10 protein-coding genes are annotated in these 14,116 nt (G+C 69.6%); 2 read left to right on the top strand and 8 right to left on the bottom strand.

Annotated elements, in window-relative coordinates:
- Position 1: 1 nt before the first annotated feature.
- Both xdhB and ACWGI2_RS24685 read right to left on the bottom strand, forming a co-directional pair.
- Positions 2-2,428: a xanthine dehydrogenase molybdopterin binding subunit gene (gene xdhB, locus ACWGI2_RS24690; RefSeq protein WP_453697643.1), complete on the bottom strand. Its 2,427-nt coding sequence runs from the start codon at positions 2,426-2,428 to the stop codon at positions 2-4.
- Positions 2,425-3,906 carry a xanthine dehydrogenase small subunit gene (locus ACWGI2_RS24685; RefSeq protein WP_453697641.1) on the bottom strand — a complete coding sequence of 494 codons (1,482 nt, stop codon included), beginning with the start codon at positions 3,904-3,906 and terminating at the stop codon, positions 2,425-2,427. Before ACWGI2_RS24685 ends, xdhB begins: the two co-directional genes overlap by 4 nt.
- Before the next feature lie 632 nt (positions 3,907-4,538).
- Between ACWGI2_RS24685 and ACWGI2_RS24680 the strand changes: the two genes are divergently transcribed.
- Positions 4,539-6,953 carry a SpoIIE family protein phosphatase gene (locus ACWGI2_RS24680; RefSeq protein WP_453697639.1) on the top strand — a complete coding sequence of 805 codons (2,415 nt, stop codon included), beginning with the start codon at positions 4,539-4,541 and terminating at the stop codon, positions 6,951-6,953.
- Between the two features lie 24 nt (positions 6,954-6,977).
- Here ACWGI2_RS24680 and ACWGI2_RS24675 read toward each other — a convergent pair whose 3' ends face one another.
- The 5 genes from ACWGI2_RS24675 to ACWGI2_RS24655 form a co-directional block, all read right to left on the bottom strand.
- Positions 6,978-7,805, bottom strand: coding sequence for an aldo/keto reductase (locus ACWGI2_RS24675; RefSeq protein ID WP_453396463.1), 828 nt, complete (start codon positions 7,803-7,805; stop codon positions 6,978-6,980).
- Positions 7,806-7,908: 103 nt separating this feature from the next.
- Entirely contained in the window at positions 7,909-9,327 is a 1,419-nt protein-coding gene (locus tag ACWGI2_RS24670; protein WP_453697638.1) for an NAD-dependent succinate-semialdehyde dehydrogenase, read from the bottom strand.
- Between the two features lie 155 nt (positions 9,328-9,482).
- Complete coding sequence (locus ACWGI2_RS24665) at positions 9,483-10,988, bottom strand: hypothetical protein (protein WP_453697637.1); 1,506 nt, start codon at positions 10,986-10,988, stop codon at positions 9,483-9,485.
- A 214-nt stretch (positions 10,989-11,202) separates the two neighbouring features.
- Positions 11,203-12,285 carry a serine hydrolase domain-containing protein gene (locus ACWGI2_RS24660; RefSeq protein WP_453697740.1) on the bottom strand — a complete coding sequence of 361 codons (1,083 nt, stop codon included), beginning with the start codon at positions 12,283-12,285 and terminating at the stop codon, positions 11,203-11,205.
- 262 nt (positions 12,286-12,547) lie between these two features.
- Positions 12,548-12,805: a hypothetical protein gene (locus ACWGI2_RS24655; protein WP_453697742.1), complete on the bottom strand. Its 258-nt coding sequence runs from the start codon at positions 12,803-12,805 to the stop codon at positions 12,548-12,550.
- Between the two features lie 47 nt (positions 12,806-12,852).
- On the opposite strand from ACWGI2_RS24655, the gene ACWGI2_RS24650 reads away from it, so the two are divergent.
- Positions 12,853-13,413: a DinB family protein gene (locus ACWGI2_RS24650; RefSeq protein ID WP_453697636.1), complete on the top strand. Its 561-nt coding sequence runs from the start codon at positions 12,853-12,855 to the stop codon at positions 13,411-13,413.
- Positions 13,414-13,473: 60 nt separating this feature from the next.
- Here the strand turns inward: ACWGI2_RS24650 and ACWGI2_RS24645 are convergent, their stop codons facing one another.
- Positions 13,474-14,055 carry a TetR/AcrR family transcriptional regulator gene (locus tag ACWGI2_RS24645; protein ID WP_453697634.1) on the bottom strand — a complete coding sequence of 194 codons (582 nt, stop codon included), beginning with the start codon at positions 14,053-14,055 and terminating at the stop codon, positions 13,474-13,476.
- Positions 14,056-14,116 lie beyond the last annotated feature (61 nt).

Raw genomic sequence — 14,116 nt, 5'->3', positions numbered from 1 at the left:
GTCAGGCACCGTTCAGCGCTGACGCTGTCGCGTCGGTTCGGATCTTGCCGGGGTGGCCGTTGGTGGCAAGCTCGTCGTGCGCGAACCCGTCCCGGGGACCAGCACTTTGGCGAGCCGCCTCTATCGCCCAGAACACCGCCTCCGGCGTTGCGGGCGATGCCAACTCGACGCTGACCCCGCTCGGCCCGAACGCGGCCGCTGCCTGCCGCAAGGCTTCCCGTACGGAGAAGGCCAGCATCAGCGGCGGCTCGCCCACCGCCTTGGAGCCGTATACGGCGCCCTCTTCGGTGGCGTTCTCAAGGAGCGTGACGTTGAACTCCTCGGGCATCTCCGAGAAGCTCGGCAGCTTGTAGGTGCTCGCGGCCTGGGTGAGGAGGCGGCCGCGGTTCGGCCCGTCACTGGCGTCCCAACGCATGTCCTCAAGTGTCAGCCAGCCCGCGCCCTGCACGAAACCGCCCTCGACCTGCCCGATGTCGATCATCGGGGACAGGCTGTCGCCGACGTCGTGCACGAGGTCCACCCGCCGAATGCGGTACGCGCCCGTGAAACCGTCCACCTCCACCTCGGCCGCGGCAGCGCCGTGGGAGAAGTACTTGAACGGCGAGCCCCTGAACGTCTTCGCGTCCCAGTGCAGTCCCTCGGTCCGGTAGAAACCGGCCGCCGACAACTGCACCCGCTGGAAGTACGCGGTGCGCACCAGGTCGTCCCAGGCCAGTTCCTTGTCGCTGCCCAGGGCGCGGGCGGCGCCCTCGACGATGCGCACGTCCGCAGCGCTCGAACCCAGCTGGGTGGCGGCCACTTGGAGCAGCCGCTCGCGCAACTGCTCGCAGGCGTTCTTCACCGCGGCGCCGTTGAGATCCGCCCCGGCACTCGCGGCGGTGGCGGAGGTGTTGGGGACCTTGTCGGTGCGCGTCGGGGCCAGCCGGACCTTGTGCAGCGGGATGCCCAGTGTGGTCGCGGCGACCTGCAGCATCTTGGTGTGCAGGCCCTGGCCCATCTCGGTGCCGCCGTGGTTGATCAGGACCGAGCCGTCCTTGTAGATCAGCACCAGCGCGCCGCCCTGGTTGAAGGCGGTGAGATTGAACGAGATGCCGAACTTCACGCCGGTGACCGCAAGTGCCCGCTTGGTGTGCGGGTGCGCGGCGTTGAAGGCGGCGATCTCGCGCCTGCGATCGGCGACACCGGCGTTCTCCCGGACCTTCTGCCAGACAGCGGCGATCCGCTCGTACTGGACGACCTGCTGTCCGTACGGCGTCGCCTGGCCCTGCTGGTAGAAGTTGCGCTCCCGCAACTCCATGGGATCCAGGCCGAGCAGCGGCGCGCATCGGCCCATGATGTCCTCGATCACCAGCATGCCCTGCGGTCCGCCGAAGCCGCGGAAGGCGGTGTTGGAGACCTTGTTGGTCTTGGCGATGCGACCGGCGATGCGCGCGTTGGGAATCCAGTAGGTGTTGTCGATGTGGCACAGCGCACGCGCCACCACCGGCTCGGAGAGGTCAAGGCTCCAGCCGCCGTCCGCGGTCAAGGTCGCGGCGAGGGCCCGGATGCGTCCGTCGGCGTCGAAGCCGATCTTCCAACTGGCATGGAAACCATGGCGCTTGCCGGACATGGTCAGGTCCTGCGTCCGGTTGAGCCGCAGCCGGACCGGCCGGCCCGTCAGCTTGGCGCCGAGCGCGGCGATGGCCGCGAACCCGTGCGGCTGCATCTCCTTGCCGCCGAAGCCGCCACCCATACGCAGGCATTGCACCGTCACCTCGTGGCTGTGCAGCCCGAGTACGTGCGCGACGATCTCCTGGGTCTCCGAAGGATGCTGGGTGCTGCTCTGGACGAACACCTGCTCCGCCTCGTCGAGATGGGCCAGCGCCGCGTGCGTCTCGAGGTAGAAGTGTTCCTGATCGGAGAACTGGAACTCGCCGCTGAACACGTGCGCGGAGTCGGCGAAGCCCGCGTCGACGTCACCGGTCAGCATCACGGGCTGAGCTCCGTGAAAACTCTCGGCCGCGATCGCGTCCTGCAACGTGACCAGGGAAGGCCGTTCGTCGATGTCCACCTCGACGGCTTCCGCACCGAGCCGGGCCGCCTCAAGTGTCTCGCCGAGCACCCACGCGACAGCGTGGCCGTAGAACATGACCTCGTCGGGGAACAGCGGCTCGTCGTGCTTCATGCCCGCGTCGTTCACGCCGGGTACGTCGGCTCCGGTCAGCACGCGGACCACTCCGGGCACGGCGAGCGCGGGCTCGGTGCGCAGCGCGGTGATCCTGCCGCAGGCCTTCATGACCTGGACCGGATACGCGTGCAGCACATCCTTCGTCCGCTGAACCAGGTCGTCGGTGTAGAGCGCGGTGCCCGTGACGTGCTGGAAGGCACTCTCGTGCGGCATCGATAGGCCGACGACGGGCTTTTCGGGGCGCTGGGACAGATGGCTCATGAGGAAACCGCCTCGGTGGTCTGCGCGTACAGCTTCAGGAGGCTCTGGCCGAGCATCGCGGAACGGTAGAGGGAGCTGGCGCGATGATCGCTCATCGGTGTGCCCTCGCCCCGCAGCACCCGGGCAGCGGCCTCGACGGTCTCCGTCGCCCATGGCTTGCCCTCCAGGGCCGCCTCGGTGGCGAGGGAGCGGATCGGGGTGGCGGCCACACCGCCCAGGCCGATCCGTGCCTTGCGGACGATTCCGTCCTCGATGTCGAGAGCGAAGGCGACCGCCACGCTGGAGATGTCGTCGAAGCGACGCTTGGCGATCTTGTGGAAGCCCACGACCGGCGACAGCGGCAGCGGGACGCGCACCGCGCGGATCAACTCGCCGGGGCGGCGCACGCTCTGCCGGTAGCCGGTGAAGTAGTCGGACAGGGGGACCTCGCGCTCACCGTCGGCGTCGGCGAGCAGCACCGACGCCTCAAGGGCGAGCAGCACCGGCGGGCTGTCACCGATCGGTGAGCCGGTACCGAGATTGCCGCCGAGGGTCGCGCTGTTGCGAATCAGCCGGGACGCGAACTGCGGGAACAGCTCGGCCAGCAGCGGGACTTCGCCGTTCAGGCGGCGTTCGATCTCGGTGAGCGTCAGCGCCGCCCCGATCTCGATGTGGTCGGATTCGACCCGCAGTTCCCGCAGTTCGGGCAGCCGGTCGACAGCGATCACGCAATTCTCCCGCCGGGAACGGATGTTCACCTCCACGCCCCAGTCGGTGCTTCCGGCGACCACCACCGCGTCGGGCCGTTCGCGCAGCAGGCGCAGTACTTCTGCCAGGGTGCTCGGCCGCAGGAACGTCGTGTCGCCCTGGGTGTATTCGGTGGCGACCGGTGCGGGCGGGGACTGCTCGCGACGCCGCGCCAGCAGGTCCTCGTCGGTGGGCGTGCCGACGGCGAACGCGGCATCGCGAATCGGGCGATAGCCGGTGCAGCGGCACAGGTTTCCGCTCAGCGCGTGCAGATCGAAGCCGTTCGGTCCGTGCTCGGCGTCAGTGCTTTGAGTCGAGGCGGTGCTTTCGGCCGGTTCCGCGTGCGCGCAGCGGTCAGGCCGGTAGTACTCGGCGGCCATGCTGCAGATGAATCCCGGTGTGCAGTAACCGCATTGGGAGCCGCCGCGGACCGCCATCTCCTCCTGCACCGGGTGCAGCGTGGGCGGCGTGCCGGGTTCGCCGGCGGTGGCGAGCCCTTCAGCGGTGATGATCTCCTGACCGTCGAGGGCCGCGGCCGGGACCAGGCAGGCGTTGACCGCCACCCAGTCGGTGGGCTTGTTCACCCCGGGACGGGCCACCAGGACCGAACACGCGCCGCATTCACCTTCGGCACAGCCCTCCTTGGTGCCGGTGAGACCACGCTCGCGCAGAAAGTCCAGCGTTGTGGTGTGGGGTGCAGCCGGTGAGATCGGTGCTTCTTTGCCGTTGACTGTGATCCGCGCCGCTACCATGCCAGGCCTTCTTTTCGGTACGCGATGGGTCGATTCTTCATGTTCGCCAATTTCAGGCAGCTTTCTGTGTTCAGAGGCGCCAGTGAGAGAAGCGGGCGCAAAACGGCACGGAACAGTTACGTGCCAGGAGATGGTGACGAGGGGTGGTGACGGGAAACCCGGAATGTGCCGCGGCCGTGCGGGCGCACATGTGCCGCGGACGGGCGACGGGCGACGGGCACATCAGAACGGCGGGCTCAGCAGCCGTTCAGAGCGACGGGTCAGCAGCCGTGCGCGATCCGACCCGGAACCCAGACCGTGCGCTGGGCGAGGCGGCCAAGATCAGAGCTGGTGTTCATCCGCTGGTCGCCCCCTTTCGGTCGTGACAGATCGACAGCCATCGAAAACTAATGGCTGCGGCCAACCGAGGTCAAGAGGTCGGCCTCCCGCAGGGAGGGATCCGCGGCGAGTGGTCCGAAAGGCGGATGCCGACGTCCAGGAGTGGCTGCGGAACATCGGCCCGCCCCGCGGCTGAACCCCGGCACGACACGGCCCGTCGCGCCGCCACGATTCCGTTGAGTGGGTGTACCGCGGTTGTGCCTGCCCCGAGGACAGCGGATTCTGTAGGGGATGAACGGGGCTGGTGTGGTGCCATGACGGCGTGGAACGCGGAGCAAGGTGCTGACTTTCGTGGTCCCCTCGATGTCACCAGGGCGGCCACGGCGGTCGTCGACGCCCAGGACACGGTCATCGGATGGAGCCCCGCCGCTGAGCGGCTCCTCGGCTACCCGCCGCAGGAGATCGTCGGCCGGCCCCTTGCCACGTTCCTGTCACCCGGCCCGAAGCCCCCTGTTCTGCCTCTACCTCCCGAGTTCCGGGGCAACGAGATCCGTGTCGCCCGGCACCGGGACGGGCATGAGCTGATCGTCGCCACCGCGGTGTGCGCCCTGCCGGGCACTGGCACGGCGTCGCGCGTCCTCGTCGCGACCGAGCTGAAGGATCTCCAGCAGTGGGAATCCCGCCTTGCCCTGCTGCACGGCCTTGCCACCCAGTCACCCGTCGGCCTGGGCATCTACGACGACGACCTGCGGCTGACCTGGTGCAACACGGCATTCGAACGAGAGATCGGACGGCCGTTCGCCGAGTTCCGGGGCCGTCGGGCCGATGAACTGTACTCCGACGGGAAATTCGTGACGAAGGGGCACCCGCCCACGCTCGAAGCAGTCATGCGTCACGTACTGGACACCGGAGAACCGTTCCTGGACCTGCACTTCGAGGGCCGGCCCCCCAGCGACCCGGATACGGTCCACCTCTGGTCCTGCGCCTACTACCGGCTCCAGGACGCCGACGGACGCGTCATCGGAGTCTGCGAGGACGCGTTCGACATCTCCGATCGCTACAAGGCCCAGCGGCGTCTTGCCCTGCTCGTCGAGGCGGGCCGCGGAATCGGGACCGCACTCGACGTGCGGGTCACCGCCGAGAAGATCACCGAGGTGGCGGTACCGGAGTTCGCCACCGCGGTGACGGTCGACCTTGCGCAAGGGGTGCTGGAAGGCGAGGTTCCGGCCACCAGCCGCGCGGCGGCGACGTCTCTGGTGCGGGTCGCCCGCTGCTCGGCCGAGAAGGCCGCGCAGGAGAGTCCGGGGCAGGACGCCACGCCCCCTCCCCCGGCTCCCCCGGTGAACCATTCACGTGTGGAGTACCCGCCCGGTTCGCCGCAATATCGCAGCCTCTCCTCCGGCGGGCTCGTGCTCGACGACACGACCCTGGTCGTGCCGCTGCGGGCCGGGAACAGCACCCTGGGACTCGTCACCTTCATCCGTGACGGCGCCGGTTCGGCCACCTTCGACAGCGGCGAAGTGGCACTTGCCGACGAGTTGGTCGCCCGTACGGCCGTATCCATCGACAACGCCCGCCGCTTCACCCGTGAGCGCACCGCCTCGCTCGCTCTCCAGCGCCAGTTGCTGCCGCAGCACGTGCCGGAGCAGTCAGCGGTCGAGCTGGCCCACCGCTACCTGCCCACGGACGACGAGACAGGCGTCGGCGGTGACTGGTTCGACGTCATCCCCCTGTCCGGCACCCGGGTCGGGCTCGTGGTCGGGGACGTGGTCGGCCACGGTCTGCAGGCGGCCGCCACCATGGGCCGACTGCGCACGACCGTACGCGCGTTCGCCCAGATGGACATGGATCCCGTCGAGCTCCTCTCGCGGCTCGACGATCTGGTGGCGCAGTCGGCGGAGGAGCAGCGCAGCGAGCTGGGAACACCGGATGGGACCTACGCCGATGTGACCACCGGGGCGACCTGTCTCTACGCGGTCTACGACCCGGTGTCCCGGCGCTGCGTCATGGCCAGGGCCGGTCACCTGCCGCCTGCGGTCGTCGCCGCGGACGGCCGGCCGACCTTCCCCGACCTGCCGGCGGGGCCGCCCCTGGGCCTGGGCGGCCTGCCGTTCGAGTCGATGGAGATCGAGCTGCCGGTGGGCAGCCTGCTTGCTCTCTTCACCGACGGCCTGGTCGAGGCGCGCGACCGCGACATCGACCACGGACTCGACACCTTGGCACGGGTGCTCAGCGACCGGCACGCGTCGCTCGAAGAACTCTGCGACCGGGCCGTGGCGGAACTCCTGCCCAGCGGCTCGACGGCCGACGACACCGCCCTGCTGCTCGTCCGCACCCGCGAACTCGACGCCTCACGGGTCACCGAATGGGAGCTGCCCGCGGAACCCGTCGCCGTGGGCCGCGCCCGGGATCTGGCCACCCAGCAGCTGCACCGATGGGGGCTGGAGGAGCTGACGTTCGCGACCGAACTCGTCGTCAGCGAGCTGGTGACCAACGCGGTCCGATACGCCGAAGGACCGATCCAGGTACGCCTCATCCGTGACCGCACCCTCCTGTGCGAGGTGGCGGACAGGGGCCACACCTCACCGCACCTGCGCCACAGCGGCGAGGACGACGAAGGCGGGCGCGGACTGTTCATCGTCGCGCAGCTCGTCCAGAGGTGGGGAACGCGCTACACCCGCTCCGGCAAGACCATCTGGACCGAACAGGCCTTCCCCTCGACGGAGTGAGACGGCCCTCAGCTGCTGAAGCGGTCAGCCGTTGAACCGGTCCGGGTCCGGGCCGGTCCGCTCGTCGCGGTTCAGCGCGGAGATCTCACCGATGTCGCCCTCGCTGAGCTCGAAGTCGAAGAGGTCGAAGTTCTCCTCGATGCGCTTCTGGGTCGCCGACTTGGGGAAGACGATGTCTCCGCGCTGGATGTGCCAGCGCAGGGTCACCTGGGCCGGCGTCTTGCCCACCCGCTGTGCGATGCGGTTGATGGTGGGGTCGTCGAGCACCTTGCCCTGGGCGATGGGCGACCAGGCCTCGGTGGCGATGTCGTGCTCGGCGCCGAAGGCCCTGACGTCGTCCTGGGTGAGGTAGGGGTGCACCTCGATCTGGTTGACCGCGGGCACCACGTCGCTGTCCTGCAGCAGCCTGCGCAGGTGGTGGGGCTGGAAGTTGGAGACTCCGATGGCCTTGGACCGCCCTGAGCGGTAGATCTCCTCCAGGGCCTTCCAGGTCTCCACGAAGTCACCCTTGCCGGGCAGCGGCCAGTGGATGAGGAAGAGGTCCAGGTAGTCGAGGCCCAGGTCGTCCATGGTGCGGTCGAACGCCTTGAGGGCGTCGTCGTGCGCGTGGGCGTCGTTGTTGAGCTTGCTGGTCACGAAGATGTCGGCGCGGTCGATGCCGGAGTCACGGACCGCCTGGCCGACCTCCTTCTCGTTGCCGTACATCTCGGCCGTGTCGATGTGCCGGTAGCCGGCTTCCAGCGCGGCCAGCGTCGTCTCCCTGGTCTCCTCCGGCTCGATCTGGAAGGTGCCGAAGCCGAGCTGGGGGATCTGCACCGCGTTGTTGAGGGTGATGTCGGGTACTGCGGTCACGATGGCTCCTTGTATTGCTGGTGGTGTACTGCTGGTGGTGCATTGCTGGTGGTCAGGGCTTGTCCCACCGCGGACGTGCAGGACGTGCGGGACGTGCGGGCGTTCAGCCGGCGATTCCGCTCAGCTCCGCGTCGGGCGGCAGGATGCGGACGAGCTTGCGGTTCACGAATTCCCGCATGCCGAGCTCTGAGAGCTCGCGCCCGTAGCCGGAGCGCTTGATTCCGCCGAACGGCAGGTCGGGCTGGGTCGAGGTGGGGTGGTTCACCCAGACCATGCCGGTCTCCACGCGCTCCGCCACCCGGCGGCCCCGCTCCACGTCCGCGCAGAACACGGACCCGCCGAGGCCGTACTGGCTGTCGTTGGCGAGGGCGACGGCCTCGTCCTCGTCGGCGACGCGGTAGATGACGGCTGCGGGCCCGAAGAGCTCCTCGGCGTAGGCGCGCATCCCCGGCTTGACGCCAGTGATGATCGTCGCTTCGACGAAGGCGCCGGGGCGGTCGATGCGGTGGCCACCGGTGACAAGTTCCGCGCCCTGGTCCACCGTCTCGCGGATCTGGTCGGCCAGGTCCGAGGCCGCCTGCTCGGAGGAGAGCGGGCCCAGGGTGGTCGCCTCGTCCGCGGGGTCGCCCGGCCGCAGCGCCTCGAACTTGCGACGCAGCCCGTCGACGAAGTCGTCGTACACGTCGTCCATCACGATGAACCGCTTCGAGGCCACGCAGCTCTGACCGGTGTTCGCCATCCGGCCCGCCACCGCGGCCCCGATCGTGCGATCGAGGTTCTCGCCGTCGAGAACGATGAAGACGTCGCTGCCGCCGAGCTCCAGCAGGCTGGGTTTCATGTTCCGCCCGGCCCGTTCGGCGACCTTGGCCCCAGCTCCCTCGCTGCCGGTCAGGGAGGCTCCGCGGACCACCGGGCTGTCGATGATGCGCGAGATCTCCTCGTGGCTCACGAAGAGGTTCCTGTAGACGCCTTCGGGGGCCTGGGCGTCGCGGAAGAGGGTCTCCAGGGCGAGTGCGGACTGCGGGCAGATGCCTGCGTGCTTGACCAGCACGGTGTTGCCGAGCACCAGGTTCGGCCCGGCGAAACGGACCACCTGGTAGAGCGGGAAGTTCCACGGCATGACGCCCAGCAGAACGCCGAGGGGCTCGTTGACGAGGTACGCCTCTCCCTCCCCCTCGAAGTCCAGCGGCTCGGGCGCGGCGAAGTCCGGGCCGTGCCGCGCGTAGTACTCCAGGATCGACGCGGCGAGGTCCACCTCTCCGCGCGCTTCCGAGATGAGCTTGCCCATCTCCAGGGTGATGAGGTGAGCCAGCTCTTCCTTGCGTTCCTTCATCAGGTCGGCCGCGCGTCCGACGACGGCCGCGCGCTCCTCGATCGGGCGCTTCCGCCAGGCGTCGAACGCGTGGCCCGCGGTCTCAAGCGTGGCATCGACCTCTTCGCCCTCGATGACCGGGAACTCGACGAGGGTCTCCCCCGTGTACGGGCTCACGGTCGCGAACGAACTCTTGCGCTGATCCGACATGAACTCTCCAGAGCGACGAGTGAGGGCAACTGATCCACAGGGCGGAACGTCGCGTTCCGGCCCCATCCCGGGGTACCCGACACCACGAGGCGCAAACAGTTGATATGCCAAAAAGAGCGCATATGCCCCTGTGGGAGTCAGGTGCCCGGCTGACGTCACCCCCGATTGCCTGCCGGCACCGCGGGACCCAGATAGATGCTCAGGTCACCGAACCGATGGGACGCCCAGCCGCGCACGTACCCGGGCGGCCCGTCCTCCGCCGTGGCGAGCGTGGCCGTCGGCGTGCGCTGTGCCGTCCGCAGGAGGTCCACCCTGGTGGTGCTTGCGTTGTGCCCCTGGGTCTGCGCGGAGGAGCACCCGGCGTAGAAGGCGATCGGGAGCGCCTCGTGTCCGTTGAGCACACAGGGCGGCCGTACGCCGAGTCGGTGAAGCTCGGCTGCCGTGCGGGCCCACTCCTGCCGGCCGGCGGTGGAGCGGGCCACGGTGTCCTCAAGTACCGCGTACTGCACGGCCACATGCCCGGCGAAGGCAAGCGCCGCCATCGTCAGCGCCACCGGCCGCCACTCATGGCGCACGCTGGTGACCAGGTGAATGAGGGCGTCGGCGACCGGGATGGCCAGCAGCGCGTAGAACGGCAGCAGAAAGCGCGGCGCGGCGTAACCGATCATGAACAGGTACGGGACGCTCGCCGTCGCGGCGCAGGCCAGCGGCAGGAGCGTGCGCGCGGTGCGCCGGCCCCTGACCGCGACGGCAAGCCCCAGGGCGGCGAGCAGCGGCAGGGCGAACCACCACGCGATCAGCTCAGGGGCCGGGAGCGAACTGCTGCACGGGCGGCACAGGGTCTGGCCGCCCAGGCTGCGCAGCTGGTCCAGGACGGCGATGTTCCAGCCGAGGCCGCCCTGGATCCGGGAGGCGTCGGCCAGGCGCTCGCCCAGGCCGCCGAAGCTGACGTACGCCTCGGCCACCCAGCCGACAGCCCCCGTCCCGAGCCCCACGACGAGCGCCGCGAGGAGCCGCGGTCGCCGCCACCGGCGGACGCACACCAGCAGGACGAACAGCGGGATGACCACCCAGACGGCGTCGGTGGGCCGCATCCACGCCAGCAGCGCCGCGCTCGCGCCCGCGCCCCACAGCGCGGCCCGGTCGCGGCGGTCGGCCTGGGCGCGCAGGAAGCATCCGACGCAGGCCAGGGCGCCGATCGCGACCCAGTAGTTGGGCATGACCTCCGGGCCGTAGAAGACGGTCACCCACAGCGTCGCGAACAGGACGCCGGCCAGGACCACCACCCGTTGGGGGAAGAGACCGCGCCACACGCGCAGCGCAAGGAAGAGGCCGAGGCCGGACAGCAGAGCCAGATAGATCCGCAGGAGTTCGGTGGACGACGACCACGAGGCGATGGGCGCGACCAGCAGGGAGATGCCGCGGGAACGGGGTGCGCTGAAGAATGCCGCCGGGGCGTGGCCGCTGACCTGGCTGACGTACACCGCCTCGTCCCATCCGAGCCCCATTCCGGGTCGTACGAGGGCCAGTTGGGCCAGTGTGAAGGCCACCGCAACGGCGGCCAGCCAGCCTTGGCCTCCGGTGCGTCGCGGGGTGCGGACGGCCGGCTTCGGGCCGTGGCTCTCCAGTACGGCGAGCGGGACGCTCAGGGTCTTGACCATCGCCTGCCTTCCCCCTACACGCAGTAGGGCTCCCCTTCCGGCCCACGCGAAGCGGGACGGAAGGAGTAGGTCGGAAAAACGTGGTCAAACTAACCCGAGTCGCCCGGGAGCGCAGCGCGAAGATCAGGTCCGGAGGTGGCCGCCCCGCGCTGAGCGAGCTCCTGATCCGGTACGGGCACAGCGGGGCGGCCACCTCCACTCAGGCTGCCCTGGTTCAGCGGCAGAGGGCCTCGTTCACGACCTTGTCGACGCGCTCCCTCTCCGCCTCGTCGTTCAGTTGCATGGTCACCGCGACGTTGGCGGCGCGGCCGTCGTCGGTGGCTCCGCCTCGGGTCTCGTATCCCGGGAAGCTGCCGCCGTGGCCCCAGTAGAGGCCGTCGCCGCACGGAAGCGGCTTGCTCACGATTCCCAGGCCGTAGCGGGCGCCTGGGCCGAAGGTGTCCTCGGCGGGGAGGGTGGAACCGCGCATCTCGGCGAGCTGGGCCGGCGCGAGGAGGCGGCCGCGGTCGGACAGGAGCGCGGAGTAGAAACGGTTGAGGTCGGAGTTGGTGGAGACCAACGCGCCTGCGGCCCACCCCCAGGAAGGGTCGATCTCCGTGACGTCCTGCAGAGGCGCGTCCGCCGAATCCCGGTAGTAGCCGTGGGGGTGGGGGCCTCGGATGGTCGCGTCGCCGGGGGCGGGGAAGTAGGTGTGGCGCAGCCCGATGCGCTTGATGATGCGCCGGTCCATCTCCTCGGAGAGGGGACGGCCGGTGACCTTCTCGACGATCAGACCGGCCAGCACGTAGTTCGTGTTGCTGTACGCCCACTTCTTCCCGGGCTCGAAGTCGGCCTTGTGCCGCAGCGCGATGTCGAGGAGCTCGCGGGGTTCGAAGTAACGGACCTCGTCCCCGAGGTAGTTGCTGTAGTTGGGCAGTCCGCTGTTCTGCTGGAGGAGCTGGCGGACCTTGATGCGGCGCCCGTCGATCCCATCGCCTCGTACGAGACCCGGGAGGTAGGTCTCGACCGGGTCGTCGAGGCGGATCTTCCCTTCGCCGACCAGTTGCAGCACGACCACTGCGGTGAACGTCTTGGTGTTGCTGCCTATCCGCACCCGGCCGTCTCTGGGCACCTTCGCGCCCGTGGCCAGATCGCCGACCCCCGCGGTGTAGGTGCGGGTGCGGCCCTCGCGGTCCTGGGCGCTGGCCAGCGCGGCGGGCAGGCCATCGGAGCGCACCAGCGAGTCCACACCCTGCTGCACGGTGTCCGGCCTGGGGGCGGCGGACGCCGCGGGCTGCGCGAGGGCGCCCATCGTCATGACGCCGACGGCCACCACGGCCGCGGCCGGAACGGCTCCGCGCAGCCCGCTCTGCCGCCTGGGCGGCAGCCCCCTCTGGGGCCGGGAAGAACGGGACGTCTGCCATACCTGCTCACGCACGAGCCAACTCCTACGGAATGTCGGAAAACCAACGGCATCTGCCGGTCCCAGCATTTCCGGAGGCCGCTGCCCGGAACGATCCTGCTAGCCGCCCGGCTCCGGGTGGGGCTAGCCCCAGGTACGCCCTGCCCGGCACCTCCGCTCAGCCCGCGATCTCAGCCCGCGATCGAGTCCAGCTGCTCGGCCGCGGGGGGGGGCGCTGCGCCCACAGGTCGCCGCCGGGAGGCGTCTCCAGCTCCTGGCGGTCGGTCCCGGTGTCGACCAGGTAGTCGTGCACGTCACCGCCGGGCGCGAGCCTCGGCTTGTCGACGACCGTCCAGGGCCCCTGCCCGAGCCAGGCGTCTGCGTCCTCGGCTCCACACAGATCCATATAGGACAGCATCTGGCCTACACGCCTCATAGCGTGTTCCTTGACCGGCAGGACAGGAACACCGGAAGGCGGAGACCATGGCTGCGAACGAGCTGAACACCACTCCCGACGCGGCGGAGACCCCGGCCGCCACCGGCGAGCGTGCCGAATGGTTGGAGGCGCTGGCCCATCAGCGGCAATTCCTGCGCTTCACCGCCCGTGACCTCACCGACGAGCAGGCCGGGCTGCGGACCACCGCGAGCGAGCTCTGCATCGGCGGTCTGATCAAGCACGTCACCGGGGTCGAGCGGTCCTGGGTGGACTTCATCCTGAACGGCCCGTCCACGATGGCGGACTTCACATCCATGACCGAGGCCGACTGGGCCAGCCGGTCCGACGGGTTCCGGCTGCTGCCGGGCGAGACGCTGACCGGCGTACTGGCCGAGTACGCCGAGGTGGCCCGCCGGACCGACCAACTGGTCGCCAATCTGCCCGACTTGGACGTCGCGTGGCCGTTGCCGAAGGCCCCGTGGTTCGAGTCCGATGCGCAGTGGTCGGCCCGCCGGGTGCTGATGCACATCGTCAGCGAGACCGCCCAGCACTCCGGTCACGCCGACATCATCCGTGAGTCCTTGGACGGCGCGACAAGCATGGCCTGAGGCGGGCGGGCAGGTCTGGGGCAGGCAGGATTTCTGACTACATTTTCAGTAGCGCAGAATCTACCGCTCCCGCAGCAGCGCCAGCTCGGCGTCGATGGCACCGCGCATCAGGTCGCGCGCGTGGTCGATCCGCAGTCCGCCGCTGAGCCAGCGCATGCTGAGCCCTTCGAGCAGGGCGGTGAGCCGTTCCGCCGCCGCGGCCAGGGCGGGCGCCGGGGCCGTCGGCCGTACCTGGCCGAGGAGGGCCGCCACCTCCTGCACCCACACCAGGGTCGCCCTGGCGAGGTCCTCCCGCAGCACCTCGTCGAAGACGGCGCTCGCCCGCAGTTCGCCCCAGGCGGTGCTGTTCTCCCTGACCACCTGGGATTCCTGCAGTTCCAGGAGGAGGGTCTCCTCCAACTCCTCGCGCGGAGCCAGCGGTTCGGCGTCCACCGCGCGGCTGGTGGTGTAGCGCTCGGCGCGGTCGTTGATGAACTCCAGCGTGTGGCGCAGGATCCCGGTGCGGTCCTTGAAGTGGTAGTAGATCAACCCGGTCGAGACGCCCGCCTCCGCGGCGAGCTCTTCGACCCGCAGGCCGCGGACGCCGCGACGGGCGATGAGCCGTGCGGCCGCTTCGAGGATCTGAGTAGTGCGGGGCGCCATGGATCCGAACCCTACCCGGCCCTTCGGCCGTACTCGTGACGGGTCAAGGCGCCCATGCCTC

The organism is Streptomyces sp. NPDC054866, from assembly GCF_053610745.1.
The sequence above is the reverse complement of the archived record's forward strand: the minus strand, read 5'-3'. Positions and strand labels throughout refer to the sequence as shown.

What these genes read in the sequence shown, in the direction of transcription:
- ACWGI2_RS24680 (WP_453697639.1), top strand. Translation starts at nt 4,539, where the DNA reads ATGACGGCGTGGAACGCGGAGCAAGGTGCTGACTTTCGTGGTCCCCTC.
- ACWGI2_RS24660 (WP_453697740.1), bottom strand. Translation starts at nt 12,285, where the DNA reads ATGACGATGGGCGCCCTCGCGCAGCCCGCGGCGTCCGCCGCCCCCAGG.
- ACWGI2_RS24685 (WP_453697641.1), bottom strand. Translation starts at nt 3,906, where the DNA reads ATGGTAGCGGCGCGGATCACAGTCAACGGCAAAGAAGCACCGATCTCA.
- ACWGI2_RS24650 (WP_453697636.1), top strand. Translation starts at nt 12,853, where the DNA reads ATGGCTGCGAACGAGCTGAACACCACTCCCGACGCGGCGGAGACCCCG.
- xdhB (WP_453697643.1), bottom strand. Translation starts at nt 2,428, where the DNA reads ATGAGCCATCTGTCCCAGCGCCCCGAAAAGCCCGTCGTCGGCCTATCG.
- ACWGI2_RS24645 (WP_453697634.1), bottom strand. Translation starts at nt 14,055, where the DNA reads ATGGCGCCCCGCACTACTCAGATCCTCGAAGCGGCCGCACGGCTCATC.
- ACWGI2_RS24665 (WP_453697637.1), bottom strand. Translation starts at nt 10,988, where the DNA reads ATGGTCAAGACCCTGAGCGTCCCGCTCGCCGTACTGGAGAGCCACGGC.
- ACWGI2_RS24655 (WP_453697742.1), bottom strand. Translation starts at nt 12,805, where the DNA reads ATGAGGCGTGTAGGCCAGATGCTGTCCTATATGGATCTGTGTGGAGCC.
- ACWGI2_RS24670 (WP_453697638.1), bottom strand. Translation starts at nt 9,327, where the DNA reads ATGTCGGATCAGCGCAAGAGTTCGTTCGCGACCGTGAGCCCGTACACG.